Annotated in this window: 27 protein-coding genes and 1 tRNA gene; 7 read left to right on the plus strand and 21 right to left on the minus strand. The window is 46.0% G+C overall.

All coding sequences use genetic code 11. The annotated features are described in order from the left end of the window. Positions 1-82: 82 nt before the first annotated feature. From dnaK to MRK00_04560, 9 genes are all read right to left on the minus strand, one after another. Complete coding sequence (gene dnaK, locus MRK00_04520) at positions 83-2020, minus strand: molecular chaperone DnaK (protein MDR4516635.1); 1938 nt, start codon at positions 2018-2020, stop codon at positions 83-85. 80 nt (positions 2021-2100) lie between these two features. Further along, positions 2101-2703, minus strand: coding sequence for a nucleotide exchange factor GrpE (grpE, locus tag MRK00_04525; GenBank protein ID MDR4516636.1), 603 nt, complete (start codon positions 2701-2703; stop codon positions 2101-2103). Between the two features lie 126 nt (positions 2704-2829). Then, positions 2830-4206, minus strand: a complete 1377-nt coding sequence (purB, locus tag MRK00_04530) for an adenylosuccinate lyase (protein ID MDR4516637.1) — start codon at positions 4204-4206, stop codon at positions 2830-2832. A gap of 115 nt (positions 4207-4321) precedes the next feature. Beyond that, positions 4322-5155, minus strand: coding sequence for a hypothetical protein (locus tag MRK00_04535; GenBank protein MDR4516638.1), 834 nt, complete (start codon positions 5153-5155; stop codon positions 4322-4324). A gap of 120 nt (positions 5156-5275) precedes the next feature. Beyond that, positions 5276-5692 (minus strand): DUF4019 domain-containing protein, encoded by a 417-nt coding sequence (locus MRK00_04540; GenBank protein MDR4516639.1) that lies wholly within the window; start codon positions 5690-5692, stop codon positions 5276-5278. Positions 5693-5776: 84 nt separating this feature from the next. After that, positions 5777-6856, minus strand: a complete 1080-nt coding sequence (mnmA, locus tag MRK00_04545) for a tRNA 2-thiouridine(34) synthase MnmA (protein ID MDR4516640.1) — start codon at positions 6854-6856, stop codon at positions 5777-5779. A gap of 4 nt (positions 6857-6860) precedes the next feature. Then, positions 6861-7313 carry an NUDIX hydrolase gene (locus MRK00_04550; GenBank protein ID MDR4516641.1) on the minus strand — a complete coding sequence of 151 codons (453 nt, stop codon included), beginning with the start codon at positions 7311-7313 and terminating at the stop codon, positions 6861-6863. Positions 7314-7353: 40 nt separating this feature from the next. After that, positions 7354-7821 carry a hypothetical protein gene (locus MRK00_04555; protein MDR4516642.1) on the minus strand — a complete coding sequence of 156 codons (468 nt, stop codon included), beginning with the start codon at positions 7819-7821 and terminating at the stop codon, positions 7354-7356. A gap of 9 nt (positions 7822-7830) precedes the next feature. Then, positions 7831-8028: a hypothetical protein gene (locus tag MRK00_04560; GenBank protein MDR4516643.1), complete on the minus strand. Its 198-nt coding sequence runs from the start codon at positions 8026-8028 to the stop codon at positions 7831-7833. Between the two features lie 413 nt (positions 8029-8441). Between MRK00_04560 and MRK00_04565 the strand changes: the two genes are divergently transcribed. The 3 genes from MRK00_04565 to MRK00_04575 all read left to right on the plus strand — a co-directional run bounded on the left by MRK00_04565 (position 8442) and on the right by MRK00_04575 (position 10627). Next, positions 8442-8699, plus strand: coding sequence for a hypothetical protein (locus MRK00_04565; GenBank protein MDR4516644.1), 258 nt, complete (start codon positions 8442-8444; stop codon positions 8697-8699). A gap of 240 nt (positions 8700-8939) precedes the next feature. Further along, positions 8940-9455, plus strand: a complete 516-nt coding sequence (locus MRK00_04570; GenBank protein ID MDR4516645.1) for a rhodanese-like domain-containing protein — start codon at positions 8940-8942, stop codon at positions 9453-9455. Between the two features lie 203 nt (positions 9456-9658). Next, positions 9659-10627, plus strand: coding sequence for a L,D-transpeptidase family protein (locus MRK00_04575; GenBank protein MDR4516646.1), 969 nt, complete (start codon positions 9659-9661; stop codon positions 10625-10627). 14 nt (positions 10628-10641) lie between these two features. On the opposite strand, the gene MRK00_04580 is transcribed toward MRK00_04575, so the two are convergent. The 10 genes from MRK00_04580 to MRK00_04625 form a co-directional block, all read right to left on the minus strand. Beyond that, positions 10642-11913 (minus strand): MgtC/SapB family protein, encoded by a 1272-nt coding sequence (locus MRK00_04580; GenBank protein ID MDR4516647.1) that lies wholly within the window; start codon positions 11911-11913, stop codon positions 10642-10644. Next, positions 11910-13688 carry a single-stranded-DNA-specific exonuclease RecJ gene (gene recJ / locus MRK00_04585; GenBank protein ID MDR4516648.1) on the minus strand — a complete coding sequence of 593 codons (1779 nt, stop codon included), beginning with the start codon at positions 13686-13688 and terminating at the stop codon, positions 11910-11912. The genes MRK00_04580 and recJ overlap by 4 nt, the downstream gene beginning before the upstream one ends. 71 nt (positions 13689-13759) lie before the next feature. Further along, positions 13760-14599: a CBS domain-containing protein gene (locus MRK00_04590; GenBank protein MDR4516649.1), complete on the minus strand. Its 840-nt coding sequence runs from the start codon at positions 14597-14599 to the stop codon at positions 13760-13762. Between the two features lie 51 nt (positions 14600-14650). Further along, positions 14651-15130, minus strand: coding sequence for an rRNA maturation RNase YbeY (gene ybeY / locus MRK00_04595; protein MDR4516650.1), 480 nt, complete (start codon positions 15128-15130; stop codon positions 14651-14653). A gap of 35 nt (positions 15131-15165) precedes the next feature. Beyond that, on the minus strand, positions 15166-16158 hold the full coding sequence (locus tag MRK00_04600) for a PhoH family protein (GenBank protein MDR4516651.1): 993 nt from the start codon (positions 16156-16158) through the stop codon (positions 15166-15168). A 72-nt stretch (positions 16159-16230) separates the two neighbouring features. Beyond that, positions 16231-17559, minus strand: coding sequence for a tRNA (N6-isopentenyl adenosine(37)-C2)-methylthiotransferase MiaB (gene miaB / locus MRK00_04605; GenBank protein ID MDR4516652.1), 1329 nt, complete (start codon positions 17557-17559; stop codon positions 16231-16233). Continuing rightward, positions 17556-17939: a hypothetical protein gene (locus MRK00_04610; protein ID MDR4516653.1), complete on the minus strand. Its 384-nt coding sequence runs from the start codon at positions 17937-17939 to the stop codon at positions 17556-17558. Before MRK00_04610 ends, miaB begins: the two co-directional genes overlap by 4 nt. A gap of 63 nt (positions 17940-18002) precedes the next feature. After that, positions 18003-18078: transfer RNA gene (locus tag MRK00_04615), tRNA-Met, on the minus strand. 162 nt (positions 18079-18240) lie between these two features. After that, on the minus strand, positions 18241-20052 hold the full coding sequence (typA, locus tag MRK00_04620) for a translational GTPase TypA (GenBank protein ID MDR4516654.1): 1812 nt from the start codon (positions 20050-20052) through the stop codon (positions 18241-18243). 673 nt (positions 20053-20725) lie between these two features. After that, positions 20726-21841 carry a hypothetical protein gene (locus MRK00_04625; GenBank protein MDR4516655.1) on the minus strand — a complete coding sequence of 372 codons (1116 nt, stop codon included), beginning with the start codon at positions 21839-21841 and terminating at the stop codon, positions 20726-20728. Positions 21842-22119: 278 nt separating this feature from the next. Between MRK00_04625 and MRK00_04630 the strand changes: the two genes are divergently transcribed. Both MRK00_04630 and MRK00_04635 read left to right on the plus strand, forming a co-directional pair. Continuing rightward, the gene (locus tag MRK00_04630; protein ID MDR4516656.1) at positions 22120-22563 is read left to right on the plus strand and encodes a hypothetical protein; all 444 of its coding nucleotides are present in this window, start codon (positions 22120-22122) and stop codon (positions 22561-22563) included. 136 nt (positions 22564-22699) lie between these two features. Beyond that, on the plus strand, positions 22700-23068 hold the full coding sequence (locus MRK00_04635) for a hypothetical protein (protein MDR4516657.1): 369 nt from the start codon (positions 22700-22702) through the stop codon (positions 23066-23068). A gap of 58 nt (positions 23069-23126) precedes the next feature. Here MRK00_04635 and MRK00_04640 read toward each other — a convergent pair whose 3' ends face one another. Then, positions 23127-23717: a protoglobin domain-containing protein gene (locus MRK00_04640; protein ID MDR4516658.1), complete on the minus strand. Its 591-nt coding sequence runs from the start codon at positions 23715-23717 to the stop codon at positions 23127-23129. 269 nt (positions 23718-23986) lie between these two features. Here MRK00_04640 and MRK00_04645 point away from each other — a divergent pair, with 269 nt between their 5' ends. Together MRK00_04645 and nadB are read left to right on the plus strand one after the other, a co-directional pair. Beyond that, positions 23987-24448 carry a hypothetical protein gene (locus tag MRK00_04645; GenBank protein MDR4516659.1) on the plus strand — a complete coding sequence of 154 codons (462 nt, stop codon included), beginning with the start codon at positions 23987-23989 and terminating at the stop codon, positions 24446-24448. Positions 24449-24568: 120 nt separating this feature from the next. Next, positions 24569-26170, plus strand: a complete 1602-nt coding sequence (gene nadB / locus MRK00_04650; protein MDR4516660.1) for an L-aspartate oxidase — start codon at positions 24569-24571, stop codon at positions 26168-26170. Here the strand turns inward: nadB and MRK00_04655 are convergent, their stop codons facing one another. Beyond that, a complete protein-coding gene (locus MRK00_04655) occupies positions 26171-26740 on the minus strand; it encodes a hypothetical protein (protein ID MDR4516661.1) in 570 nt (189 codons plus the stop codon). Positions 26741-26753 lie beyond the last annotated feature (13 nt).

Consider the following 26753-nt stretch of genomic DNA (forward strand, 5'->3'; position numbering starts at 1 on the left):
AACAACAAAGCGCAGAGCACGAAAAAGAGGTCTATTAATCTCTTTTGCCGCCTCTGCGCCAAGTACGCCAGATCTACAAAATTTATTTTTTGTCTTTAACTTCCTCAAACTCGGCGTCAACCACTTCGCCTTCAACTGATTTTTCGCGGCTATCCGAAGATGAAGCATCTGCTGCACCCGGCTGCGCTTGCGATTGCTGGTCATGACCTTGATACATTTTTTCGGCCAGTTTATGCGACGCTTCGGTCAACGCCTGGGTTTTAGCATCGATTTCATCTTTATTATCCGACTTCAAGGCTGCTTCCGCATCCTGCAATGCCGCTTCAATCTTGGATTTCTCATCTTCATCCAGTTGATCGCCATGTTCCTTCAGTGATTTTTTCACCGAATGGATGATCGCGTCGCACTGGTTGCGACTGGAAACCAGTTCCAGGATTTTGTGGTCTTCTTCCGCATGCGCTTCCGCATCTTTGACCATGCGTTCGACCTCTTCATCCGACAAGCCGGAACTCGCCTGTATTTTGATTTTGTTTTCCTTGCCTGTTGCCTTGTCTTTCGCTGACACATGCAAAATACCGTTGGCATCAATATCAAAAGCGACTTCAATTTGCGGCATGCCGCGCGGTGCTGGCGGAATATCGGTCAAATTGAATTGACCCAGGCTTTTATTACCTGAAGACATTTCACGTTCACCCTGCAACACATGAATCGTGACAGCAGTCTGATTGTCTTCCGCAGTCGAGAACACCTGTTGCGCCTTGGTCGGAATAGTTGTATTTTTTTGAATCAATTTGGTCATCACGCCGCCAAGTGTTTCAATACCCAGCGATAATGGCGTCACGTCTAGTAACAACACGTCCTTAACATCGCCCTGCAGCACACCGCCCTGAATAGCAGCACCCACCGCAACTGCTTCGTCAGGATTCACATCTTTACGCGGCTCCTTGCCAAAGATTTCTTTTACTTTCTCCTGAACTTTAGGCATACGGGATTGCCCGCCAACCAGAATCACATCGTCAATTTCAGAAGCGGAAACTCCGGCATCCTTCATCGCGATACGGCATGGTTCTACTGTACGCTCTATCAGTTCTTCAACCAGACTCTCCAGTTTTGCACGCGTAATTTTGACCGCCATATGCTTGGGTCCGCTCGCATCTGCTGTGATATAAGGCAGATTCACCTCGGTCTGCTGACTGGAAGAAAGCTCTATTTTGGTTTTTTCCGCCGCATCTTTCAAACGCTGCAACGCCAGCATATCCTGCTTGAGGTCAATGCCGTTTTCCTTCTTGAATTCATCGACCAGGTATTCAATAACGCGCGAATCAAAATCCTCACCACCCAGAAAAGTGTCGCCATTGGTTGCCAGCACTTCGAACTGGTGCTCACCTTCGACTTCTGCAATTTCGATAATAGAGATATCAAAAGTACCGCCACCGAGATCGTACACGGCGATTTTGCGGTCGCCTTCCTTCTTGTCCAGCCCAAATGCCAGTGCAGCAGCCGTGGGTTCATTGATGATCCGTTTGACTTCCAGACCGGCAATTCTGCCTGCGTCCTTGGTTGCCTGACGCTGGGAATCATTAAAATAGGCCGGAACGGTAATGACAGCTTCGGTTACAGGTTCGCCAAGATAATCCTCAGCCGTTTTCTTCATTTTCTTGAGCACTTGCGCAGAAACTTCCGGCGGCGCAATTTTTTTGTCGCGCACTTCGACCCATGCATCGCTGTTGCTTGCCTTGATAATCTTGTACGGCACCATCTTGATATCTTTTTGTACCATGTCCTCGTCAAAACGACGGCCAATCAGCCGCTTTACCGCAAACAAGGTATTACTCGGGTTAGTCACCGCTTGGCGTTTCGCAGATGCACCGACCAGAATTTCGTTGTCTTCCGTATAGGCAACGATTGACGGCGTCGTGCGGGCGCCTTCTGAATTTTCAACCACCTTGGGTTTGCCGTTCTCCATAATCGCCACACACGAATTGGTCGTACCCAAGTCGATACCGATAATTTTTGCCATGTTAAGATCCTTATAAATAAAAAAACAGTCTATGAATTAATTAGATAAATGGAGATACATTATCAAATTTCAAGCGCCAATCAGGCATCTTTTGCTTTGGAAACCATCACAAGCGCAGGCCGGATAACCCTGTCATGCAATTTGTAGCCTTTTTGCATAACCTGCACGACGGTATTGGGCGCTAATTCGGAATCTACGGTACACATTGCCTGATGCTGATGCGGATCAAATTTTTCACCCTCGGGATCGATGACTTTGATATTAAATTTGTCAAATACTGTGGTTAATTGCTTTTGTGTGAGTTCCATGCCGTTCTTGAAATTTTCGACGCTGGCATTTTCGACGGCCAATGCTGCTTCCAGACTATCCATGACAACCAGTAACTCAGCAGAAAAACTTTCAACGGCATACTTATGCGCGTTGGCGACATCGGTCTGCGCGCGCTTGCGAATATTTTCAGTCTCTGCTTTTGCACGTATCCAGGCATCATGATGTTCAGCCGCCTTCAATTCTGCCGCCTTCAGCAATTGATCCGGGTCAGCCTGCGGCGCTGGCGCTATTTCTCCTTGTTCGCCAGTCTGAATTATTTCATCGACAGCCTCAAACGCTCCATCCTTTTTAGTTTCCAGCAATTCTTCAGATTCACCGGGTTGTGTATCTTGCGGATTCTGTGAATTTTGCATCGTTCCTCCTAATAGATTATCAGGGGGTTATAAGGACGATTTTCAGGATTTCAAGCTTTTTCAGAAATATTTTTACGATGCCAAGAAAAGGATTGATGTCAAAGTAGTGCGGGATATCAACATTCGTTAATTTTTTATTCTGTGTGCAAGCACGCTGGCCATACCCGTATAATTTTGCGGCGTCATGGCCAGCAGCCTGTTTTTTTCAGCTTCCGGAATATCCAGACCACGGATAAATTGATGGAGCACCTCCCGGGTTATACCGCTTTTGCCACGCGTCAACGCTTTTAATTGTTCATAGGGATTCGGCACGGCAAAACGGCGCATGACTGTTTGAATCGGTTCGGCCAATACTTCCCAGGTATTATCCAGATCATGCGCCAGTTGATCTGGATTGGCTTCCAGTTTGGCGAGACCTTTGGCGCAGGAGTCATACGCAAGTAGCGTGTGTCCCATCGCTACACCCATATTGCGCAGCACTGTCGAATCCGTCAGATCGCGCTGCCAGCGTGAAACAGGTAATTTTTCGCTTAAATGCCGAAGTATCGCATTGGCAATTCCCAGGTTGCCTTCAGAGTTTTCAAAATCAATGGGGTTCACTTTGTGCGGCATCGTTGATGAACCCACCTCGCCTGCCTTTGTTTTTTGCTTGAAGTAACCCAGTGAAACATATCCCCAAACATCCCGGTTCAAATCCAGCAAAATGGTATTGATACGCGCATACGCGTCAAACAGTTCCGCGATAGTATCGTGCGGCTCAATCTGCGTCGTGTAAGGATTAAATGTCAGCCCCAGCGATTCAACGAATGATTGCGCAATATGCTCCCAGTCCAGATCCGGGTATGCAGACAAATGCGCATTGTAATTACCGACCGCGCCATTGATTTTGCCCAGTATGGATACATCCAGAAGCTGCTTTCTACCGCGCTGCAAACGATAGACGACATTGGCAATCTCCTTGCCCAACGTGGTTGGAGTCGCCGCTTGTCCGTGCGTACGGGCAAGCATGGGCATTTCCGCCAATTGATGCGCCAGTTTGGTCAATATGGCAATGATTTGATCGAATGCGGGCAACATGACCTGCTCGAGGCTTTGTTTAAGCATCAAGCCATGCGAAAGATTGTTAATATCTTCGGATGTACATGCAAAATGAATAAATTCGGATGCATTGGCAATTTCACGATTATCTGCAAGTGTTTGTTTTAACCAGTATTCAACCGCTTTGACGTCATGATTGGTTGTCGCTTCAATCGCCTTGACAGCTTCCGCATCGGATACCGAAAAATTTGCCACAAGTGTATCGAGTTGGTCATTGGTTTCATCGGTGAATGGCTGAACCTCGACAATTCCCGGCTCATTACTGAGCGCTTTAAGCCAGGCAACTTCCACTTGTACGCGAAAACGTATCAGCGCAAATTCACTAAAAAAAAACTGCAACGCAGCGACCTTTTGTTGATATCTGCCATCAAGTGGCGACACTGCGGTAATCGGGGAAAATTGCATAACATCCTCAAACTAGACTGAAACAAGAAGACACACAGCCTGCGGGCAGCGCATCAAACAGAATAAAAAAATCAGAAACTTGAGCCAAGATCGTCACTCGGCACGAAACTGCCATTCACATTGAGCCAGATCTCTCCGGTAATACATCGACGATGCTCGACGCATTTGTCGCAAAACAATCGGAAACTTGCTGACTGGAACTTGTAGATATGGTTGCAATAGTAATTGGCGGATTGACAGTAATACCGAATCCACTGGGCTGGGATGAAAACTGGTTGGTCACATCAAAGCAGATATCGCTGTTCACGATAAGGTTGATTGCATCCGCCTGAGTATTTGCGATACACGTGGATATATTTTGAGCAAAAGAATCTAAAGGATTTGGAATACCCGGGAAACCTATTGTTATGCCGGTCGTCTGGAATGACGTAATATTGGCGGTGCTTAATACGGAAATACCGGTCGGCTGAATTGGCGCAGGCGGCACGCAGAAATTGGCGTTTTCAGGAGCGGGCACATCAATGCATTGGCCATTCGTTGTAATACTGACGACATTGCCACTCTGGGTGATAACCATGTCCTCGAGCAATTGCGTCGTATTACTGCATGCGGGCACGTTTCCGTTGCCGTTAGTACGTTGTATGAGCGCCAGTACATTTGGCATTTTTTCAACAAATGTCGGACTCTCCCGTCCCCAGGGGCCGCCAAGCACAAAAACTTCATCGTTCTTGACACCCACGTATATTCCCGTGGCTCGATAAAATCTGAACAACCAGGGATCAATCGTTTGAGTCGCCTGATGACTGGGAAACAGTCCAGGAAAATTATTTTCCGCCCAGTTGAACACAGTTTCAATTTCATTGGTCGTCGCGGCATGAGCCGGATTGAAACTGGCCACCAAACCAAACAGACATAATGACGAAACCAGTGACTTGATGTAACGCTTCACGCTAACTCTCCTTCTTTCGATTACCTGAAAAACAACACTATATTTTTAGACACCCCTATGCCTTAGCGACAATGCAACAACATGTCACACCACACGTAAAAATGGATCAGAACTTCGAATTCACTTGATTTTATAATCAGCAACCCGCCATACTTCATCCTTTTCTTTGGACAGTGTTATCGTTTCCAATGCCAGTCCTTTTATTTTGAACGTTGCATAAAACTGAACCACGACATATTCACCCTTGGGTAACCCTGATGCGCCATCGGTATAACCGGCAGTCGCGATATACCGCGCTTCCATTAACCCCAACGGTTCACGGATGGCTTTAATGGTTTTTATCCAGTCTGCTTCAGTCTTGTTGTGGCGAAGATGTGGAGACGCCATCCTCCAGCTTTCGACATATTGACCGTCATCGGCCAATGCAAGCCATGAACGCGCGCTGCCTTCAATCGCTTTGATTAAGTCATTTTCTTCTGCATGGACAGCACATGAACAGATCAGCAAAAATAATAACGCAATAATTTTTTTTATCATTTGATACCTCAATGTATAGTTTATGGCAGGCATCATTCCGCTCCGGCCTAGCGTTCAAAATAAATTTATTCAGAAAGAAAATTGTCATTCAACGATAATCCCTCCACCCAGGCAAACCCTGCTCTCGTAGATGACGACCGATTGTCCTGGCGTCACAGCCCACTGAACCTGCGCGAAATCAACCTGGCATTCTCCATTGTTAAAATTTGCAATCGTGCATGGCGCATCCTTCTGGCGGTAGCGTGTCTTTGCCGCATACACCCAGTTGCAGTGCGGTTTTTCACCGCCGACCCAGGTTAAATCAGCAGCGTTAAGTGAAGGCTGCAACAGGCGGAGATGGTCATGTCCCTGCACTACAATCAGAACATTCTCTGCAAGATTTTTACCGCAGACAAACCACGGTTCATCGCCCCCTTCCCGTGTCCCGCCAATGCCCAGTCCCTGCCGTTGCCCGATGGTGTAATACATCAATCCGACATGTTTACCGACCACTTTGCCTTCTGGCGTCTGAATATCACCCGGTTCATGCGGCAGATAGCGGTTTAAAAATTCGCGGAACGGACGCTCGCCGATAAAACAGATACCGGTACTGTCTTTCTTGGCAAAGTTGGGTAAATTGAGGTCTTTCGCAATTTTTCTTACCTCACGCTTATAGAGATGTCCTATCGGAAACAGGGTATTGGCAAGCTGTTCCTGATTCAGACGGTACAGAAAATAGCTTTGATCCTTGGTACCGTCCTCGCCTTTGAGCAATTGGAATTTACCATTAAATTCATTCACCTGCGCATAATGCCCAGTCGCAATATAATCTGCACCTAGTTTATGCGCATGATCCAGAAATGCCTTGAATTTGATTTCGGCGTTACACAACACATCCGGGTTCGGTGTCCTCCCAGCTTGATATTCCCTCAGAAAATTGGAAAAAACACGGTCCTTGTATTCCGCTGAAAAATTGACCGCTTCAATTGGAATATCGAGGATATCAGCGACCGAAACCGCATCCAGAAAGTCCTGGCGAGAAGAGCAGTACTCTTCAGTGTCATCATCTTCCCAATTCTTCATAAACAAGCCGGTCACAGCGTAGCCCTGCTGCTTGAGCAGATAGGCCGCCACGGATGAGTCAACGCCACCCGACATACCGACAATTACATGCTTTTTTCCCATAACGTTAATTATAGTGCGTCAATATTTCCAATGGATAGCGTTTGTCTTCCAAGAAATCCTGAATACATTGCTTAACGAGAGGGCTACGATGGCGCATGGTCAGCGCCTCAATCTGCGGCAAGTCATACCAGCTTGCATTCACAATGCAGGCTTCACGCACATAATCCGGGTCGAAATCAGAGACACTTCCCGAAAAAGCAAAACGCAAATAGGTTGTATCATTTTCAGAGAAGTGCCATTGATAAATGCCTAACAGCCATTCCGGTGTAAAGGTATAACCGGTTTCTTCCAGCGTTTCTCTAATAACGGCCTGAACTAACGACTCGCCCGCTTCCAGATGTCCAGCCGGCTGATTGAATACTGTAATGGTATCCGGAGAAATTTTTTCTTCCACTAGTAAAAAATTTCCCTTTTGTTCGACAACTGCAGCGACAGTTACATTCGGTTTCCAAATCATAATTTTAGATAGGCTCAAGTTAATTTTTCTTTTTCTGAGTCTAGTAGTGTATCGCTTTTTGCCTTTTCAAACCGATAATCATATACAGCAAATAAAAAGAAAACACCGCTGCAAAAAAACACCATATCGAAATAAATGTCTTTGCATACAATAAAACAGTCCCCAATACCGACAGGGCGATAATGACTCCAAAATAACGCACGTATTTTTGCGACGACAGCAATAACGGGATCAGTATGATTAATACATACGCTCCGCGCACTGTCAGACGCGGCACAAAATCATCGAACAACAGTTTCAGTTCGTACGATATCGATTGATGTATCAACGATACTGTCATCCAGTCAGCAAATAACACTACGGGAATAACCATAGCCAGGCCAAACAGCCCCCCCGTCACCGCCATGATGAAAAAAAGCCGTTTTTTGGCGTTTGAGGTTTCTATGGCATAACATGAATAAGGTATCCAGAATAGCCAGAAAAAATGTGAAAAAAATACAAAACTCAATGCAGGTAATCACATCGATTCGATGTTCCCGGTCTCCAGCACCAACCAAAGCCATCCTTCAGCAGCCTGCTGTATCCCAAAAAACAGCGGATAAAGCGCAAAAGGCCAATAAATACGGTCAACCAAGCGCACTTTGTATACACAATACATACCGGCAGAAATCAATCCGGCAGACACTGCAAAGCTGGCTGTGGCAGAAAAACACATGCTCTAAATGACCCTATCTGATAATCTTACACTTCAGATTCATGATTGCCCTGTAGTTTTTGACGTAATAATTTGACGTAATAAATTTTGTAAAAGGCTATGCCTAGACTGCAATAAAGTGGAATGTTAATATTGCAAATGTCAAATAAGTAAGTAATATGGTAGTGTAATATTTTAGACAAGTCATTTCGTCATGGACTTTAAATGTTGCGACCATGATTAAGTTGGATGCTTCGTTGACTAATTGACTCGTTTTTCTGGATTCTTGCAACAATTATGATTCTTCGCAGTTTAAGAAGACATTGGCTTGAATCCGGAAACCTGTTATATACTTAATCATGATTATTGCCTGGGTGGAGTTCTGGCAAGATTAAAATGATTTTAAACACTAAATCAAAGAGAGAGGAATTAAAATGAAAAAAATTGCAATCGCTGCTTTCGCTTCAATGTTTATTTTTGGATCTACCGCGACAATGGCCAGCGGAAACCTGGAGTCTTCACTAACACCTGTTAGCGCCGAGAATGTTTTGAACTGGATGAATTGCAAAGACCTGGATGCTAATGCTACAGTAAAAAGCAGAACTAAAGTACATAACGGCAAGGTTGTTGTCGTTAAATGTGCTGATATCAACAAGATTGTTGCTGATGCAGAAATGCCTGTCAGTAATTAATTTTCATATTGGGTCTATATTTTTATATAGACCCAACTTTCTGTCGCACCCCGTTCTTCATCTGCTCTGATTCATTCTTCAACAATCCCAAATTCCTTCTTGAACAAATTCACTCAGGACTGCGGGTAATCGTGTTTTCCAAAAATCCACATCGTACGAAAGTGCTTGCCTGCCCGATGTAACATCCGGTCTAACGCATCCCTATTGTTTTTTTCGCTGCGTATTTGTTATGATCATTCCATGCAGACAATAAAAGCATTTCTAGCTATAGCGTTACTTGGACTGGTCATTTTTGTGATGGCCTGCATTGTTTCACCCAAAATTTTCACCAAAACAGCCTATGCACTGGTAAAACTCGAATTTGAAGATATCCCTGAGTTTTCCGGTACATCATTGCATCAATTATCCAGGAATAACAATGATTCCGGTTACATCATTGTCGATGTACGCACACCAGAAGAGCGGAATGTTTCCATAATTGATGGCGCCATTGATCAAGAATCATTCGAGCGCAACCGCTCTGTTTACCAAAATCAAAGGATTATTGTCTATTGTACGATTGGTTATCGCAGTGGATTCTATACCCGGTCACTGCGGCAAGAGGGCTTTGATGCTTATAATTTGAGCGAGGGTATTCTCGGATGGACGCACATCAATGGACGGCTACTCAATCACAAAAAACAGCCCACCAAACAGGTTCATGTATACAGCCGTCCCTGGAATCTTGGTGTGAAAAATGGCGTCGCCGTTTTTTAACAATGAACAAGTCATCAGAATCCAGTACAGCAAGGCGTTCACTCAATCACAACCACTCGTTCTAGATAAATTTGACGATTCTGCATTTGCAGATTTATCAATCGTATTACTTCAAATCATTCGCATTTACCTGTTTCAAACAATAAATATCAGTTATTATTCAGCCTGTAACAATTCTTCAATCAATGGGCAAGAGATGGCTTATGCATAGGTTTATTCTATTATTTTTCGTCATTTCCAACGGGTTTGTTTTTTCATCGACTCGTGCTGAAACCTGGATACTGCCGCCTGCGGAAATTGATATTTTTGGCCAAATACGCACGACACAGGCTGGCCGGGCAGATACGCTGCTGGATATTGCGCGCCAGTATGACATTGGGCAGACTGAAATTGTGCTGGCCAACCCCAATGTCGATCGCTGGATGCCGGATGACGGTTCAGAAGTCGTGCTGCCCAGCCGCTATATTTTCCCGCAGGCCGAGCGCAAGGGTCTGGTATTGAATCTTGCTGAAATGCGGCTATATTACTTTCCCGAACCCAAAAAAGGCGAGAAACCGGTAGTGATGACATTTCCAATGGGCATCGGTAGAATGGACTGGGATACGCCATTAGGCATTTCAAGAATTATTGAAAAAAAGAAAGATCCGACCTGGACACCACCGGAATCAATCAAAAAACACAGAATTGCCTCTGGCGAACCACCGCTGCCCGATATCGTACCGCCAGGCCCGGATAATCCGTTAGGCCGCCATGCTATGCGGCTGAGTATCGGCAAGGGGTCCTATCTTATCCATGGAACAGTTAAGCCATTCGGCGTTGGTATGCGCGTTTCATCGGGGTGTATTCGTCTGTACCCGGAAGATATAGAAAATTTATTCGACAAGGTTCCGTTGGGAACCCAGGTTAATATCGTCAACCAACCCATCAAATTAGGCTGGGTACTCAATCAATTATATATTGAACTTCATCCGCCGCTGGAAGAAGACGAAGCGAAATACGCTGATTACAAGCAAAACGTCATAGATGCCATTAACAATTTTCTGGCACAAAAAAACAGCCAAGCAAGACTGTCCGTTGATTTTGAAATAAATTATGAGGCTCTGGAAAAAGCCATACTGGAGAAAAACGGAATACCCGCTTTAATTTCGCGTACTCAACCGCAAACGGGCTGAAGTTGAATGATGTGTCACGAGACAAAAACAAACAACGCAAAACCAATCCCGGTCATTGTAGCAATCATACCGATAGCGCACCGCCGTGCGATTAACGCGCTGCCGACAAAATAAATGAGACCGAGTTTGAAAGCGATATTGGACATTATACCCAGTGAAATCGCGGTGATAGCCTCAGCCGCTTCGAGCTTTCCAAGTTTGAACAGATGCAAGCTCGACAGGGTAATGGCATCAACATCCGTCAGGCCCGATACCATAGCGACGACATACAGCCCGCTGCTCCCGGCAATATCGGACAACCAGGCTGCAAAAAAAAGCACAACGGCATAAAGCAAACCAAATCCCGCAGCGATACGAATCTCTGCCGGATTGTTAATCTCAGGGACAGGAATATCACTGTGTTGATTGAATTGACGCCACCAGTAAACTGTCGCACCGAGCCCAAACAACAGACCGCTGCCCAGTACCGGCAGCAATTGCGGCAGGATACCGGGCACAACGACTGAACTGATAATTGCAAGACGAATCAGCACGGTCAGATTGGCAATCAAAATAACAACAATCGCCAGTTGCATAAAATATTGATTGTCCTTGCTCAGTCTTGTATAGACGAGCGTCGTTGCCGTACTGGAAACCAGGCCGCCCAACAAACCCAACAGCGAAGCCCCCTGACGTTTTCCCACCCAACGCAACGCTACGTACCCAGCCAGACTGATACCCGAAATCAGCACGACCATTAACCAGATTTGATAAGGATTAATGGCCTGATAAGGTCCAAAATTCTCATCCGGCAATATGGGCAAGATAATAAAAGTGAGTACTGCAAACTGTAAAATTGAAACCAAATCGCGCCGTCCCAGATTCTGGGTAATACCATGCAGTTCAGTTTTAAAATACAGGAGTATCGTCGTAATAATGCCCAGCATAACCGCCAATTTGGTATCGCCATACCAGACAATTGCGCCCAGGCCATAACAGATAATAATTGCAGCAACCGTAGTCGTGCCGGGATCGACAGCACTTTCGTCCCGGTGCCGCATATACGCGGCAATAGTCATTAAGCCGACAATCAGCAACCCGCCCACCAGAAACCCAGCCGCGTTTGTTTTTTCCGACAACATCGCGGCCAGCGTCCCAAACAGGGCAACCAGCGCAAATGTCCTCAATCCTGCGCGAGAGTTCGGGCTACGCTCACGTTCCAAACCAATGAGTAAACCAATTGCCAGACTCGTCGCAAAATGCGGCAAATGAAAAAGCGCACTGTCCTGAAAAAATTCGATATTCATGATGCTATCGAATCACTGTCCAACTGTTTTTCTGCTTGAGACCAATGCTCAAGCAATAACTGCAGTGTTGTTCTGCCATTAAATTCGTTAATCTGCAATCGATAAACCGCATTGATCATATCGGGTAATGGCTCATTATGAAAAAACAGTATAGCGTCATAGCTCATACTGGAAGACACCTTGGTTCCAGCACAGTCCGGATCCATTTTTTTCAATTTCAATTTCAGATGCTTGTCACCCACGATACGTTGGTTCTCAACATAAAATGTCGCATTAAAAGCCGGCTGAGGAAACCCCTGTCCCCAGACTTGCCCGGTCAGGTGGCCCGCCAGTTCCATATTGATCTCAGAGTCCTCCAGATCGCCGTCTGTCTCAATCACGCGCGTCAAGTCCGCCTCGGTCAGCAATGATTGTACGGTTTCCTCAAATGCGTCACAAAATTTCTCAAAACCATCCGCATGGATCGTCAAGCCGGCGGCAGCGGCATGGCCGCCAAATTTCTGAATCAATCCCGGATAACGTTTGGAAACCAGATCCAGCGCATCGCGTAAATGAAAACCCTTGATGGAGCGTCCCGAGCCTTTCATTTCACCGTCATTACCCGGTGCAAAAATAATAACCGGACGATGATATTTATCCTTGATACGCGATGCCAGAATGCCAATGACGCCCTGATGCCATTCATGATCAAACAAACAAATACTGAAAGCGGACCGGATTCGGTCATTTTCCGCACTCAGTGTATTTTCCAGCTTGGATAACGCGCTGTCCTGCATATCCGACTCGATCTCACGGCGCTGAACATTGAGTGCATCCAGTTTCCGGGCAATCTCTTCAGCATAGGCCGCATCATCTGTAATCAGGCATTCAATCCCCAGTGACATGTCATCCAGGCGCCCGGCAGCATTCAACCGCGGCCCCAATATAAAGCCCAAATCGTAGGTAGACGTTTGTTTCGGATTTCGGCGGGCGACCTTAAGCAGTGCATTGATCCCCGCACAGGCCACTCCTTTTTGAATGCGGCTCAAGCCTTGCTGTACCAGAATGCGGTTATTGTCATCAAGCCGGACAACATCCGCCACCGTGCCGAGTGCAACCAGATCCAGATAACTGGCAAGATTCGGTTCTTTTTTATCCAGAAAAGCACCCCGTTGACGAAGCGTTGCGCGCAGGGCCAGCATCAAGTAAAAAACCACACCGACACCGGCAATACATTTACTTGGAAACGTGCAACCCGGCTGATTAGGATTGATAATCGCCGTCGCGTCAGGCAACTCATCGCCGGGCAAATGATGATCGGTAATCAATACGTCCATGCCCAACGCTTTTGCTGCTTGTACACCATCGATACTGGCAATGCCATTATCCACCGTAATCAGCACATCGGGCTGCTTTGTTGTATAGGCCAGTTGAACGATCTCTGGCGTCAGGCCATATCCATATTCGAAACGATTGGGCACCAGATAATCAACAACCGCGCCCATTTTGCGCAACACCCGCAGGCCAACTGCGCACGCTGTTGCGCCGTCGGAATCGTAATCAGCGACTATGAGCAAGCGTTTCCCGGCTTCGATTGCGTCGGCCAGCAGACTGGCCATGGAATTAATATGCTTGATGTGATCAAAGGGAATAAGACGAGCCAGCCCCGTCTCAAGCTGCTCAGGATTTTCAATGCCGCGCGCTGCATAGATGCGGGCCAGAACGGGTGGCAATCCACAACGGTGCAATGCATCAAAAGCTTTGGATTCAAATGTGCGTACGGTTATTTTAGGCATTAGTCCTATTTTTACACAAAATCGGCAACGCTTACAGTCGTACGCACATCGCCAAATTGATGCGCCTTACTTCATTCCTCTGGTTCGCTGACTATTTTCTCGGCTTTCAGCATATATAATCTGCGGCTATCCGCACTTAATACCGTAAATTTAAAATCATCAATAACGACCGATTCATTTCGAGTTGGTAGTCTGCCAAACTTGTTCAGCACCAGTCCGCCGACGGTGTCATAGTCATCATCGTTAAAATTGGCGCCAGCAACTTCATTGAAATTATCAATTTCCGTGATCGCCTTTATTCGATAATGGTCCTCTTTTTCCAGCACAATATTATCTTCATCTTCATCGAAATCATACTCGTCTTCTATTTCACCCACTATTTGCTCGAGTACATCTTCAATGGTGACAATCCCGGCCACGTCGCCATATTCATTCACGACGATCGCAATGTGATTGCGGTTCTTACGAAAATCCTTCAACAGCACATTGAGTTGTTTGGATTCAGGGATAAAAACAGCGGGACGCAACATAGACCGGATATTAAATTCTTCTTCTCCTGCATAATAACGCAACAGATCTTTCGCCAGCAAAATACCAATGACATTGTCTTCGCATCCTTCTGTTACCGGAAAGCGCGAATGCGCGGTTTCTATGACAAATGGGATAAATTTATCCGGTGTTTCGCTGATATCGATCACATCCATTTGAGAACGCGGGATCATGATATCGCGCGCCTGCATTTCAGATACCTGCATGACGCCTTCAATCATGCTGAGCGCATCCGAATCAAGCAGATTCCGTTCAAAAGCCGAGTGCAGTAACGTGATGAGTTGCTTTCGATCTTCCGGTTCGCGCGAGAGCATGTTACTGACACGCTCAAGCCAACCCGTTTTAGGCGAGGGATCGTCCATATACTGGTTTAATTTGATTGATAAAGTACATATAAAAAAGGATAAAATGCATTATTCTGATGGCGCTACCGCAGATGACTCTGCATAGGGGTCTTGAATACCAAAGCGGGCCAGAATGCTGGTTTCCATTTTTTCCATAATCAGCGCATCATCATTTTCGATATGATCGTAGCCCTGCAGGTGCAAAACGCCATGAACGGTCAGATGTGCATAATGCGCCATCAGCGGTTTATGCTGCTGCTGCGCTTCTTTTTTTACCACGTCTGCGCATAACACAATGTCGCCGGACAATGGATCGGTGTCATCGTAGACAAAGGTCAACACATTGGTCGCATAATCTTTACCGCGATAACTCTGATTCAAGGCGCGTCCTTCAGCCGTATCCACGATGCGAATCACAATTTCGGCATCCTGCGCATCCTCCCCCAGCGCCGATCTAACCCAGCGTCTGAATTGCGGACGCACTGGCAATTCCGCCATATCCGAATCATTGGTTGCATATTGCACAGCGAGTTTGAAAGATTTCACCATATCCTGTTCAGGATTAAAACAATCTGCACAGAAAGCTATTCAGCATCCTGTTCCTGTTGGTCATGTTTTTCATAGGCATCTACAATGCGCTGAACCAGCGGATGCCTGACCACATCTTCAGAGCCAAAATGGGTAAACGCAATACCCCGTATGTTTTTTAGCACCTGCTTGACTTCGGTCAGGCCGCTTTTTTGATGCTTCGGCAAATCAATCTGGGTAATATCGCCTGTAACCACGGCCTTTGAACCGAACCCAATACGTGTCAGAAACATTTTCATTTGTTCCGGCGTGGTATTCTGCGCCTCATCCAGAATAATAAATGACTGATTCAGCGTTCGGCCACGCATAAATGCCAGTGGCGCGATTTCTATGACCTGACGGTCGAACTGTTTACTGGTTTTATCGAATCCCATTAAATCGTACAGCGCATCGTAGAGCGGACGCAGATAAGGATCCACTTTCTGTGTCAGATCGCCCGGCAGAAAACCCAGCCGTTCGCCAGCCTCTACCGCAGGTCTTACCAGTATCAGACGCGTCACCAGTTCCCGCTCCAAGGCATCAACTGCGCTGGCAACAGCCAGATAGGTTTTTCCGGTGCCTGCCGGACCGATGGCAAATGTAATGTCGTGATTCTGGATTTGGTGCAGATACTGTGTCTGGCGTTGTGTACGGCCGTACAAATTGGCGCGACGCGTCATCAGCAACGGAGAAGCATCTTCCGTTGCAAACACTTCTTCATCGGTTTGTTCAAGCGGTTTTTTTGGAACTTTGGCCTCAATGAGTCCGAGTTGAATCTGTTCCAGACTCAAATGATGGCGCGACTGGTTATAGAATCGTCTTAAGACCTGCGCGGCAAGCTGTGTCTGATTAAATTCGCCATGCACACTGAAATGTTCACCGCGTCGGGATATGGTAACATCGAGTGCTGTTTCAACCTGTTTCAGGTTTTCATCAAGTGCACCGCACAAATTTGCCAGTCGTTGATTATCTGCAGGTGTAAATGAAATCTCTATTGGTTTGGGTTTCAATGTTGAATGTTGCTGTTTAGATAACTTGATTTTGTCAGCAGGAGGCAAACTTTGCAAGCAAAATACATGTTTTTATACATCGGTTATTTCACCGCGCAGTGAGTGTGGCAGTGCATCGGTAATCTGCACATTAATAAAACGGCCGATCAAACCCTTATCCCCGGCGAAATTGACGACACGATTATTATCGGTACGGCCAAAAATCTCATCCGCATTTTTCCTGGAAATGCCTTCTACCAGAATACGCTGCCGACTGCCAATCATATGCTGACTGATTTTGCGTGATTGCTGATTAATTTGCGCTTGCAGGCGTTGCAGTCTTTCAAGCTTGACAGCATGCGGCGTATCATCAGGCAGATCGGCCGCCGGCGTGCCGGGGCGGGCGCTGTAAATGAAGCTGAAGGAATCGTCGAAATTCACTTCTTCCACGAGCTTCATGGTCGCCTCGAAATCAGCTTCTGTCTCTCCCGGAAAGCCGACGATAAAATCGGACGACAGGGAAATTTCCGGACGTATGGCTTTTAACCGGCGAATAATCGATTTATATTCCAGCACGCTGTAACCGCGTTTCATCGCAGCCAGAACACGGTCTGACCCCGATTGCACCGGCAAATGCAAGTGGCTGACAAGCTTGGGTAAATCACCATAAGCTGCGATCAATCGCGCAGTGAATTCTTTCGGGTGCGACGTGGTATAACGGATGCGTTCAATACCCGGTATATCGTGAATGCATTCGATCAGCAACGCAAAATCTGCAATTTCACCATCATCCATGACACCGAGATACGCATTGACATTCTGCCCGAGCAAGGTAATTTCTTTGACCCCCTGATCGGCGAGCACCGCAATGTCGGTTAATACATCGACCAATGGTCTGGAGACTTCCTCGCCACGCGTATAAGGCACCACACAAAAGCTGCAGTATTTGCTGCACCCCTCCATAATGGACACAAAAGCGGTTGCCCCTTCTGTGCGCGCGGGCGGCAAGTGATCGAATTTTTCAATTTCCGGAAATGTGATATCGACCTGCGATTTCCCGGTCGTTTTGCGTTTTTCAATCAGTTGTGGCAATCGGTGCAGAGTTTGCGGGCCAAAAACGATATCGACAAACGGTGCTCTGCTCACAATCGCCTTGCCTTCCTGGCTGGCGACACAACCCCCCACGCCAATTAATAGATTTGGATTTGACGCCTTCAGATGTTTGACGCGCCCGAGATCATGAAACACTTTTTCCTGTGCTTTTTCACGCACAGAACAGGTATTAAACAGGATAACATCCGCTTGCGCCGGATCATCGGTCTGTTCCATGCCATGCGCAGCATGCAATACGTCGGCCATTTTGGCCGAATCATATTCGTTCATCTGGCAGCCAAACGTTTTAATATAAAGCTTGTTACTCACTGAAAGAATGGAATTGAGAATTTTTTTTGTGGACTCTGTTTTTTAAGCTGCTTTTCTTCCTCTTTGGCCAGCTGTATTTCTTCCGGTGTCAGAAACCAGATACGATGCAAAAATCCCATATTATCAACCTGGTAGCGGATGTGACCTTTTTGTGTCAGCATTGTCGGCATGACCAGCAGATTATTGGTATCCCTGATTTGACCACCGACGCCCATCACCATTGTTTTTTTGTCGATTTTAAATTCAGGATACGAATAAGATTTAAGTTTGCCAAACTTGCTGTCTATCGGAAAATTCCTGATCATCTGCGCGTAGCCATGACTAACCATACACGCCAATATGATCATGGTTATGCACTGAAGCACCCGCTTTTTGTTCATTCTATTCAGAACATTCAACTCAAGGCTATTCAAATAAAAAACAACACCAGACAAACGTAAAGATGGTGGCGAATCAGGGATTTGAACCCCGGACCAACGGATTATGATTCCGCTGCTCTAACCACTGAGCTAATTCGCCACACGGAAAGACAAGAGGCAGCATTTTGCCCTTGAGACGTTGGCTTGTCAAGATCAAAGACGTGGATTGACAAGGGCTTATCTGCTACGTATTTCAAATCCAACAATTTTTTACACACCTGATTAGTGCTCATCCTGCCAGCATTGGTTCCTTATTGGATCTTCAAGCAGCCGCACGCGAAGCACGTTTGCGCTCATGCTCGAGCAGCAGTTTTTTGCGGATACGGATGGTTTTCGGCGTAATTTCAACCAGTTCATCATCGGCGATAAATTCGATCGCCGATTCCAGCGTCAACTGTATCGGCGGGGTCAGCACTACGGCTTCATCGGTACCCGACGCACGGAAATTGGTCAACTGCTTGCCCTTGATCGGGTTAACCACCAGATCGTTATCGCGGCTGTGTATGCCGATCACCATGCCTTCATAAAGTCGGTCTCCCGGACTGACAAACATGCGTCCGCGTTCCTGCAGTTTCCACAACGCATACGCCACCGCTTCACCATGCTCGCCCGAAATCAGTACGCCGTTTCTGCGCGGCGGAATGTCCGAGCGTATTGGCGCAAACTCATCAAACACGTGGCTGATCAGGCCGGTGCCGCGCGTCATGGTCATGAATTCCGACTGGAAGCCGATCAGGCCACGCGCCGGAATACGATAATCCAGACGCACGCGCCCTTTGCCATCAGAAACCATATCCTGCAACTCGCCGCGCCGTTCACCCAGCGCTTCCATCACGCCGCCCTGACTGGATTCCTCCACATCAACCGTGAGCATTTCAAACGGCTCGCATTTGACGCCGTCAATCTCGCGCACCACCACCCTCGGGCGCGATACTGCAAGTTCATAACCTTCCCGGCGCATATTTTCCAGCAGAATCGTCAGATGCAGTTCGCCGCGGCCTGAAACCAGAAACGCATCGGTGTCGCCGGTTTCTTCCATACGCATGGCGACATTGGTCAGCAACTCCTTTTCCAGCCGTTCGCGCAACTGACGGCTGGTGACAAACTTGCCTTCCTGTCCAGCAAACGGCGAGGTATTGACCTGAAATGTCATCGATATGGTCGGTTCGTCAACCATACTGATCGGCAAGGCTTCAGGATTATCAACGTCTGCAACTGTTGTGCCGATACTGAGCTCTTCAATTCCGTTGATCGACACAATATCGCCAGCCAGCGCCTCAGCCACCTGTTCGCGTTCAAGGCCACGGAAACACAGCACCTGATTCACTTTTTTTCGAGCCACCTTATCACCCGTCATCACCATAACTTCCTGACCGGGTTTCAACCGCCCACGCCGGATACGGCCGATGCCGATGCGCCCGACAAAACTCGAATAATCCAGCGTGCTGATCTGTAACTGCAACGGTTCATCGGGGTTGCCTTCAGGCGCCTTGACATGCTCGATAATGGCCTCGAACAATGGACGCATATTCTCGCCCGGTTGCGTGTAATCCAGAGAAGCATAGCCATTCAACGCCGATGCATACACCACTGGAAAATCGAGCTGCGCATCACTCGCGCCAAGTTTGTCGAACAGATCGAATGTCTGGTCAATGACCCAATCCGGGCGCGCGCCCGGCCGGTCGACCTTGTTCACCACCACAATCGGATTCAATCCCAACGCCAGCGCTTTTTTGGTGACAAACCGCGTCTGCGGCATCGGCCCTTCCACCGCATCGACCAGCAGCAATACGCCATCGACCATCGACAAAACCCGCTCGACTTCCCCACCAAAATCCGCATGCCCCGGCGTATCGACGATATTGATATGAACGCCTTCGTAATCAATCGCGCAGTTCTTGGACAAAATTGTGATGCCGCGCTCACGTTCGATATCGTTTGAATCCATGATGCGCTCCGAAACCTGCTGATGCGCGGCAAAAGTCCCCGCCTGGTGCAACAACTTGTCAACCAGCGTGGTTTTGCCATGATCTACGTGGGCAATAATCGCGATATTACGGATAGGGCGGGACATAAAAAAATTCCTCAAAATATACAGTTACAGACACTCAACAGGGGCAGCATTATATCAGTCAATGATTGACAAGGCTAATGTGCAAAAAGGCATTGTTTTTGGTACAAATCGGGAGATGGGGGTTTTGGTGGGGAAAATAAGCGACGCAGTTGTAACAACACTTGATTGGATGTTGAGGACTAATACGCACCAAGTATTTATTTTAAATACCGGGAGTTTGAGTATAATAAATTTTGTACTTGATAATGATAGTTAAGTAAAGGAATTTTCATGATGAAGGCAGAATTTACAGCAATTATCGAAATCGCTCCGGAAGGCGGTTATTAGGCTATCTGTCCCGAAATTCCCGGCGCTAATGGGCAAGGTGAGTCCGTTGAAGAAACAAAAAACAATTTAAAAGAAGAACTGATTCTAGAGGATCGGCAAGATGACATCATGCGCGGGTTAATCTGAAGACGCCATTTAGAAAAAATTTGGATGTTGTTTGGAAGAGTAGCGGAATCCCTTTCGGTACGTCCCGCTGCTACTCTCCCATTGCAACATACGCCAAAACGCGCACACACAAATACGCGAAGAGCATCAACCAAGAAACGCACCGGAAGCTCATAATAGGGTTATCCGGCTGACTCTTGAAGGACGGGGGAGTAGGTTTTGTTTCAGCGATCAACTGGGGTTATTGGGTATGGAGATCATTGAACAGTATCATAATTTCACTTGGATATAACCCATCTCGAGCGCCTGTTAAATCGCCAAAACTATTCCAACCAAACCCTATAAACGCACCAATGTCAAAATTGTGCTGTAAGTAGAAATCTCGATAACCTAGAATTTGGGTTACTGCTTCATTCCAATCGGCTAAGCCCCCCATTCCTATGGCAACACCTGGAACTAATGCTAATTTTGCGTCACTATTGTTCAAGTGCATTTGCTCAACAACAAATTTAATATAATTTACTTGTGGCAGTCTGGGCACGCCAAACTGCCCCCCACAACCATCTACCGGTCCATAGCATATCGAACCAATAAAATCCGCTGTATAAACCATTCCTAGCTTACCTTGCTCAGCGTACTGGTAATAAACCTCTGTGTGTGCTTCGGTATGTGCCACCTTGATACCATAGCTTTGTATTTCTGTTGCTATCTGTGTCAGATTTCTTAAAGTCTCTGGGAAGCCCTGAGCTACATCTTTACATGCTAACTGATTTCCTGCCCAACACGCTCTTCTAATGACCCACAGCGGTTCATCAAAAAAAACAATTACATCCATTGTATGCCCGCTCTTAGCTATTGCTTCAAGCAAAAACCTTGTATCCTCATATACAAATCCCTTTTCATCCTGCCAGAAAAAAGCTTGAACAGAAAAAACAGCGTGGGACCTATTATTTATTTCTATCAGATGCTCAGTGATGTCCGCCACACTTTTCGGGTAAAACGATACTGTATTGCCGATATCTACCCCCTCTTCAATGTACTCTTTTCCAACGATATGCACTCCTACATAATCTGCCCTGGAAGGGGTGGAAAAAAACAAGGACATTACTAAGCTTACTAGTACTAAAGAAACTACTATACCTTCCATCTTATTCCCGCTGCTGCTCAGCAATAAATGAAAATTGCTGCATAGTATTCTGGGTCCGGTGATTTCCTCAGGAGTTAAGCGCCCGATCATTTCTGTTGGACAGCAAACAACAGCTGACGCTTGCGCAAAACAATTTTCATCGCATCTGTCATTACTGCGTACCGTATATGAAAACGCATTAGATGTTTGCTGTACGGCAATCACAAGCATGATATAGCTCCTATGACAATGATTTTGAATCAAAATTTACCAGTCTTGTTAGCTGATAGAGCATAATCCGATTAATATCATTCCTGTTATCCGGATTTATTACAGCGATCCAATAGCTATACTTCTTTTTGGGGCTATTTGCTCGGTTTGACTAAAACTGACTAAGTCATAGGCTACAACCAATTAAATTGTAAAGATGTGGAAAAATTCACAAACAAATCCTAAGAAAGACTCATACTTGATTTGTCACCAGTAATTCAACCCTGATCAGTATCGGTTTGCATGAAAAGCTTGGATGGGACGTTAATGTGTCCGGGTCGATGCTTGTGGCTTTTATTCTGGGCATAATTTTTGTGATTGTCGGTGGTTTCATTATCAAGTTTTCAATTGATTATGCATTTACAAAATATCAGTTTTCTTTCTACAGCGATAAATTTACTTATTCGACTTTTATCTATGATCGCATGTCGGAGGAAAAACGTTTTCCCCATTCCAATATTGAAGAATTCGACCTTAGGGACAGCACGGAAAGACAACGTCGAAGCCGTTACCGAATTGGCGGTATGGAAGTAAGCCGATATGAAAAATTGGATAAACAAGAGCTTTACATACGTACCCATACAGAAGTTGTTAAATTGAAGCAACTTGAAAATAATTTGGATCAATTTTTAAGAAATGTCTTTTATCAAAATCTTGAAAATGGGTTTTCTTCTCAGAAATGATGAAACATATTGCAGTTGATGCATGCAGTAGTGCATTCATACGTTGCAACGATTGGTTTCTTCATTCCAAAACTAAAGCTCAAAGTATAGATTACGATTAAAAAACTAATGTCTTTTGAATAGGATTATCATGAATATGAAAACAGGAATTTTGTTGTCAATGCTTATACTGATGTCATTCGGTGTTCATGCAGGCAATGACGCTTTGGATGCGGCAATCGGGGCGGGAATCGGTGGCGCTGTAGGTGCGGCAATTGGAAACGAGCTGGGCGGCTGGGACGGTGCGTATATCGGTGGTGCACTGGGTGCAACAGTGGGTGCGCATGTTGCTACGGATCATGGCGGCCGTCATGCTGTACCGCATAGAGAAGTATATAGAGCTCCTTATAGAGAACCTTACTCTAATGCACCGCGCCCCTATCCGCGCTACGATTCCCGATATCCGCACGGAAATGGCGCGGGTTATCATTGTCCACCGGGGCAGGCCAAGAAGGATCGGTGTTAAATAAACTTGAAGCGTTATGAAAAAGAGCAGCGTTCCCGCTGCTCTTACTTTTTGTAAACTAAAATTGTCCTTCCTGAATATAGGGTTGGGACCATAAAATGACTTGCATGAGCACTGACTTACGCCAGGCGTCCTGCATTTTGTCTACCTCTTCACTGGAGTGGCCCCCTTTTTCCAGAAACGGGCGCAGTGTTGTGGTAATCGGTACCTGCAACGCCAGTACATAACGCAAGTTAATAATCGGTTGTGAATCTACGCTATCTGTTTTATTTTTTTTAGTGCTGTGGTGGCGCAGACCGATTTCATATTGATAATCCAGCCAGTTTTGATCATAGTCTGCGTTTGCGGTATCCAGTATCCATTGACCGAAACGTTTACGCACTGCACCCAGATAGTCCATATTGGGTTGGTTGTCGGACTTTTTCGTAAAATAGTGCAACAGAAATGGTGTGGAGCCAACAAAGCCGTACCATACATCCAGAATCTGTTCAACTTGGTCTTTTAGGATATCATGCGACATTTTGAGATAACGAACATCTTCATCGCCAAATAAGGTGGCTTGTTTTAGATTGGCGAAATCATCCACCGACAAAGGAGATTTTGCCACTTCGGCGGTGCCATAGGTATAACCAGGAATATTTGCTGTCATAAAATTTCCTTTTGATTTACAGTCTATAAAGTTGAACATGTTGACATCAGCAACAGTCTATAATGTTGCTATCTGTACTTTTATTTTTAAAGCAGGGAATTCTGGTTCATATCATACAAACAATATCTTTCAGAATTACTGCTGGGCGCGATTTTACCGTATTGAATCGCGAATGAATATGTTTTTGGTTTATCTTTATTCGGACGCAATTCGATCCGTGATAGAAATTATTAAGCTGAAAAATTTAGTTATTTTAAAAAAGTATTTTCTTGAAAAAAGGAAAAGAAATCATGCATAAACACAGTTTATTGCTCCTGATCTGCCTGTTACTACTCCTGATTTCTTCTAAAACGTTTGCCGATAAATATCTTGGAGAATTTTGCTGGCAAGTATTCAATCAGTCTGGAGATCCTTACTGGAAATACAAGTTTGGTATTTATAAAAAGGAAGGCGGGCATTTTGCACTTTACGGATCGGTCGATTATGGCGAAAATGGTGTGTCAGCTTCACATGGCAATGCTATTTTAACGGGTAAAAACATCAAACTGACTATTGTTAGCACTGACCACGAGGAAGGTGTAGAGGTCTGGGCTGAAACATTTGCAGCGAAACTGAACGCATCAAATTTCGATGGCACATGGCACGCGCTTACGCTTGAAAGTGATGAAAACTCGACTGATATTACAGGTATCCATCAACGTGGTTCGATTAAATTAATCGCTTGCCAATAAAATAGAGTGTCACAATTGATGAATTTGTGGGGGTGTTGGTAAATTCCTTTTGGGTTATGCAGTCTGTTATGATAGTACGCACAAAAACTAAAAAAAGCCTAAAATGAGTAATCCAAGCGAATGCATACCCAACATTTTGATACGCTAATCATCGGTAGTGGCCTTGCGGGTTATACGCTTGCGTTGAATCTGTCGCAAACTCAGCGGGTATGTATTATCACCAAACAAACAATCAATGACAGCGCAAGCGGATGGGCGCAGGGGGGTATTGCCGCGTCGTTGTCGGATGAGGATACGCCTGAAAAACATATACAGGATACATTGGTCGCCGGCGCAGGTCTATGCAATGAAGCCACTGTTCGTTTTATCGCGGAACATGCACGAGAAAGCGTAAACTGGCTCATCGAGCAAGGGGTTGAATTTACCCGTGATCATAATAATGGCACAGGCTACCATCTGACTCAAGAAGGCGGGCATAGCATCCGGCGGATTATTCATAGCGGCGATGCGACGGGTAAGGCGGTTCAACAGGCCCTGGCCGAAAAAGTTGGCAGTTCTCCAAATATTCAAATTCTGGAACACCATATTGCTGTCGATTTGATTGCCAGTGATAAAGTTTACGGTAATCCAGAAATAAATAATCGGCGTTGCCTTGGCGCATATGTGTTGAACAAAACGAGAGACCGGGTCTGTACGTTTACAGCGCAGAATACTGTTCTTGCGACAGGCGGCGCGAGCAAGGTTTATTTATATACAACCAACCCTGATACAGCAACGGGTGATGGTATTGCGATGGGATGGCGTGCTGGCTGCCGTATTGCTAATATGGAATTTATTCAATTTCATCCCACCTGTCTTTATCATCCGCATGCCAAATCGTTTCTAATCAGTGAAGCTGTGCGTGGCGAAGGGGGGTTGTTGAAATTGCCCAATGACGAGTGCTTTATGGCCGGACATGATCAACGTGCCGAATTGGCGCCACGCGATATTGTTGCGCGAGCAATTGATTTTGAAATGAAAAAACGAGGTCTGGATTGCGTTTATCTCGATATTTCTCATAAACCTGCCAATTTTCTACAAGCACATTTCCCTACTATTTATGAACGCTGCTCGAAACTCGGAATCGACCTGACAAAAGAGCCCATCCCTGTCGTACCTGCTGCGCACTACACCTGTGGCGGTATTCTGACAGATCATGTCGGGAGAACGGATCTGAAAAATTTATATGCTGTTGGAGAAACTGCCCATACCGGGTTGCATGGTGCTAACAGACTAGCCAGCAATTCGCTGCTTGAATGTCTGGTCGTTGCCAGGATCGCTGCCCGGGATATCAACAATCAGACGCCTGTTACACTTCCAAAAATTCCCGACTGGGATGAAAGCCGCGTTACCGATGCCGATGAGGAGATTGTCATTTCGCATAACTGGGACGAACTGCGGCGATGCATGTGGAGTTATGTCGGTATTGTCAGAACCACCAAACGTTTACAACGTGCACAGCGCAGGATTGAACTGTTGCGCGAGGAGATCAATGAATATTATACCCATTTTCGTGTAACCAGCGATTTGCTCGAATTGCGTAATCTGGTAGATACTGCCGAATTGATTGTGCGCAGCGCAATGCTCAGGCATGAAAGCCGAGGATTGCATTTTAGCAAGGATTATCCGAGTATGCTGACCTCAGTGCACGATACCATCTTACAGAAACCGCCAAGTTACTGATCAATTATCGATCAGCATATGTCCGAAAAATGCAAAAATACCGATGGCAATACCAGTAACAAACTGGGCATGTACGACATGTGAGAATTTTTTTATTTCCGCCGGAGAATAGCGCCAGGTCAGAAAAAGACCAAATAGACCCTGCCAGATGACCAGTGCAAGCAGCGCCGGGAAGAACAGGATGTGACTGTACCGGGAAAAACCCATCAGTGAAATATGCAGCAGGATAACAGCAACGGCGGCGATGCCGAAATAAACATGTGTGCGGTTCATCCAGGTGAGTAACCGGTTCAGCGCTGAAGAATGAATTGGCGATTGATAATCCGGCAGCAAACGCTGCGCAAGTTTACCCTGACCCAGAACAAGTTTCATCAAAGTCCGAAAATAGATAAACGACAATAAACCCAAACCGATTTTCCCGAAGGTCTCTCCGATTTCACTGAGAAATGTTTCGCGTTCTTCCGGTATCGGATGAACTGAGAAAGCATAAATGAAATAGATGAACGAAATCAGAAAAACAATCGTGGCATAGATCAGTATAGCGCGAATGTTTTTTATCGATTGCTGCATGATCCCGGGGTAA

It is taken from the genome of Nitrosomonas sp. (assembly GCA_031316255.1).
Lineage (GTDB): Bacteria > Pseudomonadota > Gammaproteobacteria > Burkholderiales > Nitrosomonadaceae > Nitrosomonas.

What these genes read in the sequence shown, in the direction of transcription:
- dnaK (MDR4516635.1), bottom strand. Translation starts at nt 2,020, where the DNA reads ATGGCAAAAATTATCGGTATCGACTTGGGTACGACCAATTCGTGTGTG.
- grpE (MDR4516636.1), bottom strand. Translation starts at nt 2,703, where the DNA reads ATGCAAAATTCACAGAATCCGCAAGATACACAACCCGGTGAATCTGAA.
- purB (MDR4516637.1), bottom strand. Translation starts at nt 4,206, where the DNA reads ATGCAATTTTCCCCGATTACCGCAGTGTCGCCACTTGATGGCAGATAT.
- MRK00_04540 (MDR4516639.1), bottom strand. Translation starts at nt 5,692, where the DNA reads ATGATAAAAAAAATTATTGCGTTATTATTTTTGCTGATCTGTTCATGT.
- mnmA (MDR4516640.1), bottom strand. Translation starts at nt 6,856, where the DNA reads ATGGGAAAAAAGCATGTAATTGTCGGTATGTCGGGTGGCGTTGACTCA.
- MRK00_04550 (MDR4516641.1), bottom strand. Translation starts at nt 7,313, where the DNA reads ATGATTTGGAAACCGAATGTAACTGTCGCTGCAGTTGTCGAACAAAAG.
- MRK00_04560 (MDR4516643.1), bottom strand. Translation starts at nt 8,028, where the DNA reads ATGTGTTTTTCTGCCACAGCCAGCTTTGCAGTGTCTGCCGGATTGATT.
- MRK00_04565 (MDR4516644.1), top strand. Translation starts at nt 8,442, where the DNA reads ATGAAAAAAATTGCAATCGCTGCTTTCGCTTCAATGTTTATTTTTGGA.
- MRK00_04570 (MDR4516645.1), top strand. Translation starts at nt 8,940, where the DNA reads ATGCAGACAATAAAAGCATTTCTAGCTATAGCGTTACTTGGACTGGTC.
- MRK00_04575 (MDR4516646.1), top strand. Translation starts at nt 9,659, where the DNA reads ATGCATAGGTTTATTCTATTATTTTTCGTCATTTCCAACGGGTTTGTT.
- MRK00_04580 (MDR4516647.1), bottom strand. Translation starts at nt 11,913, where the DNA reads ATGAATATCGAATTTTTTCAGGACAGTGCGCTTTTTCATTTGCCGCAT.
- recJ (MDR4516648.1), bottom strand. Translation starts at nt 13,688, where the DNA reads ATGCCTAAAATAACCGTACGCACATTTGAATCCAAAGCTTTTGATGCA.
- MRK00_04590 (MDR4516649.1), bottom strand. Translation starts at nt 14,599, where the DNA reads ATGGACGATCCCTCGCCTAAAACGGGTTGGCTTGAGCGTGTCAGTAAC.
- ybeY (MDR4516650.1), bottom strand. Translation starts at nt 15,130, where the DNA reads ATGGTGAAATCTTTCAAACTCGCTGTGCAATATGCAACCAATGATTCG.
- MRK00_04610 (MDR4516653.1), bottom strand. Translation starts at nt 17,939, where the DNA reads ATGAACAAAAAGCGGGTGCTTCAGTGCATAACCATGATCATATTGGCG.
- typA (MDR4516654.1), bottom strand. Translation starts at nt 20,052, where the DNA reads ATGTCCCGCCCTATCCGTAATATCGCGATTATTGCCCACGTAGATCAT.
- MRK00_04625 (MDR4516655.1), bottom strand. Translation starts at nt 21,841, where the DNA reads ATGCTTGTGATTGCCGTACAGCAAACATCTAATGCGTTTTCATATACG.
- MRK00_04635 (MDR4516657.1), top strand. Translation starts at nt 22,700, where the DNA reads ATGAAAACAGGAATTTTGTTGTCAATGCTTATACTGATGTCATTCGGT.
- MRK00_04640 (MDR4516658.1), bottom strand. Translation starts at nt 23,717, where the DNA reads ATGACAGCAAATATTCCTGGTTATACCTATGGCACCGCCGAAGTGGCA.
- nadB (MDR4516660.1), top strand. Translation starts at nt 24,569, where the DNA reads ATGCATACCCAACATTTTGATACGCTAATCATCGGTAGTGGCCTTGCG.
- MRK00_04655 (MDR4516661.1), bottom strand. Translation starts at nt 26,740, where the DNA reads ATGCAGCAATCGATAAAAAACATTCGCGCTATACTGATCTATGCCACG.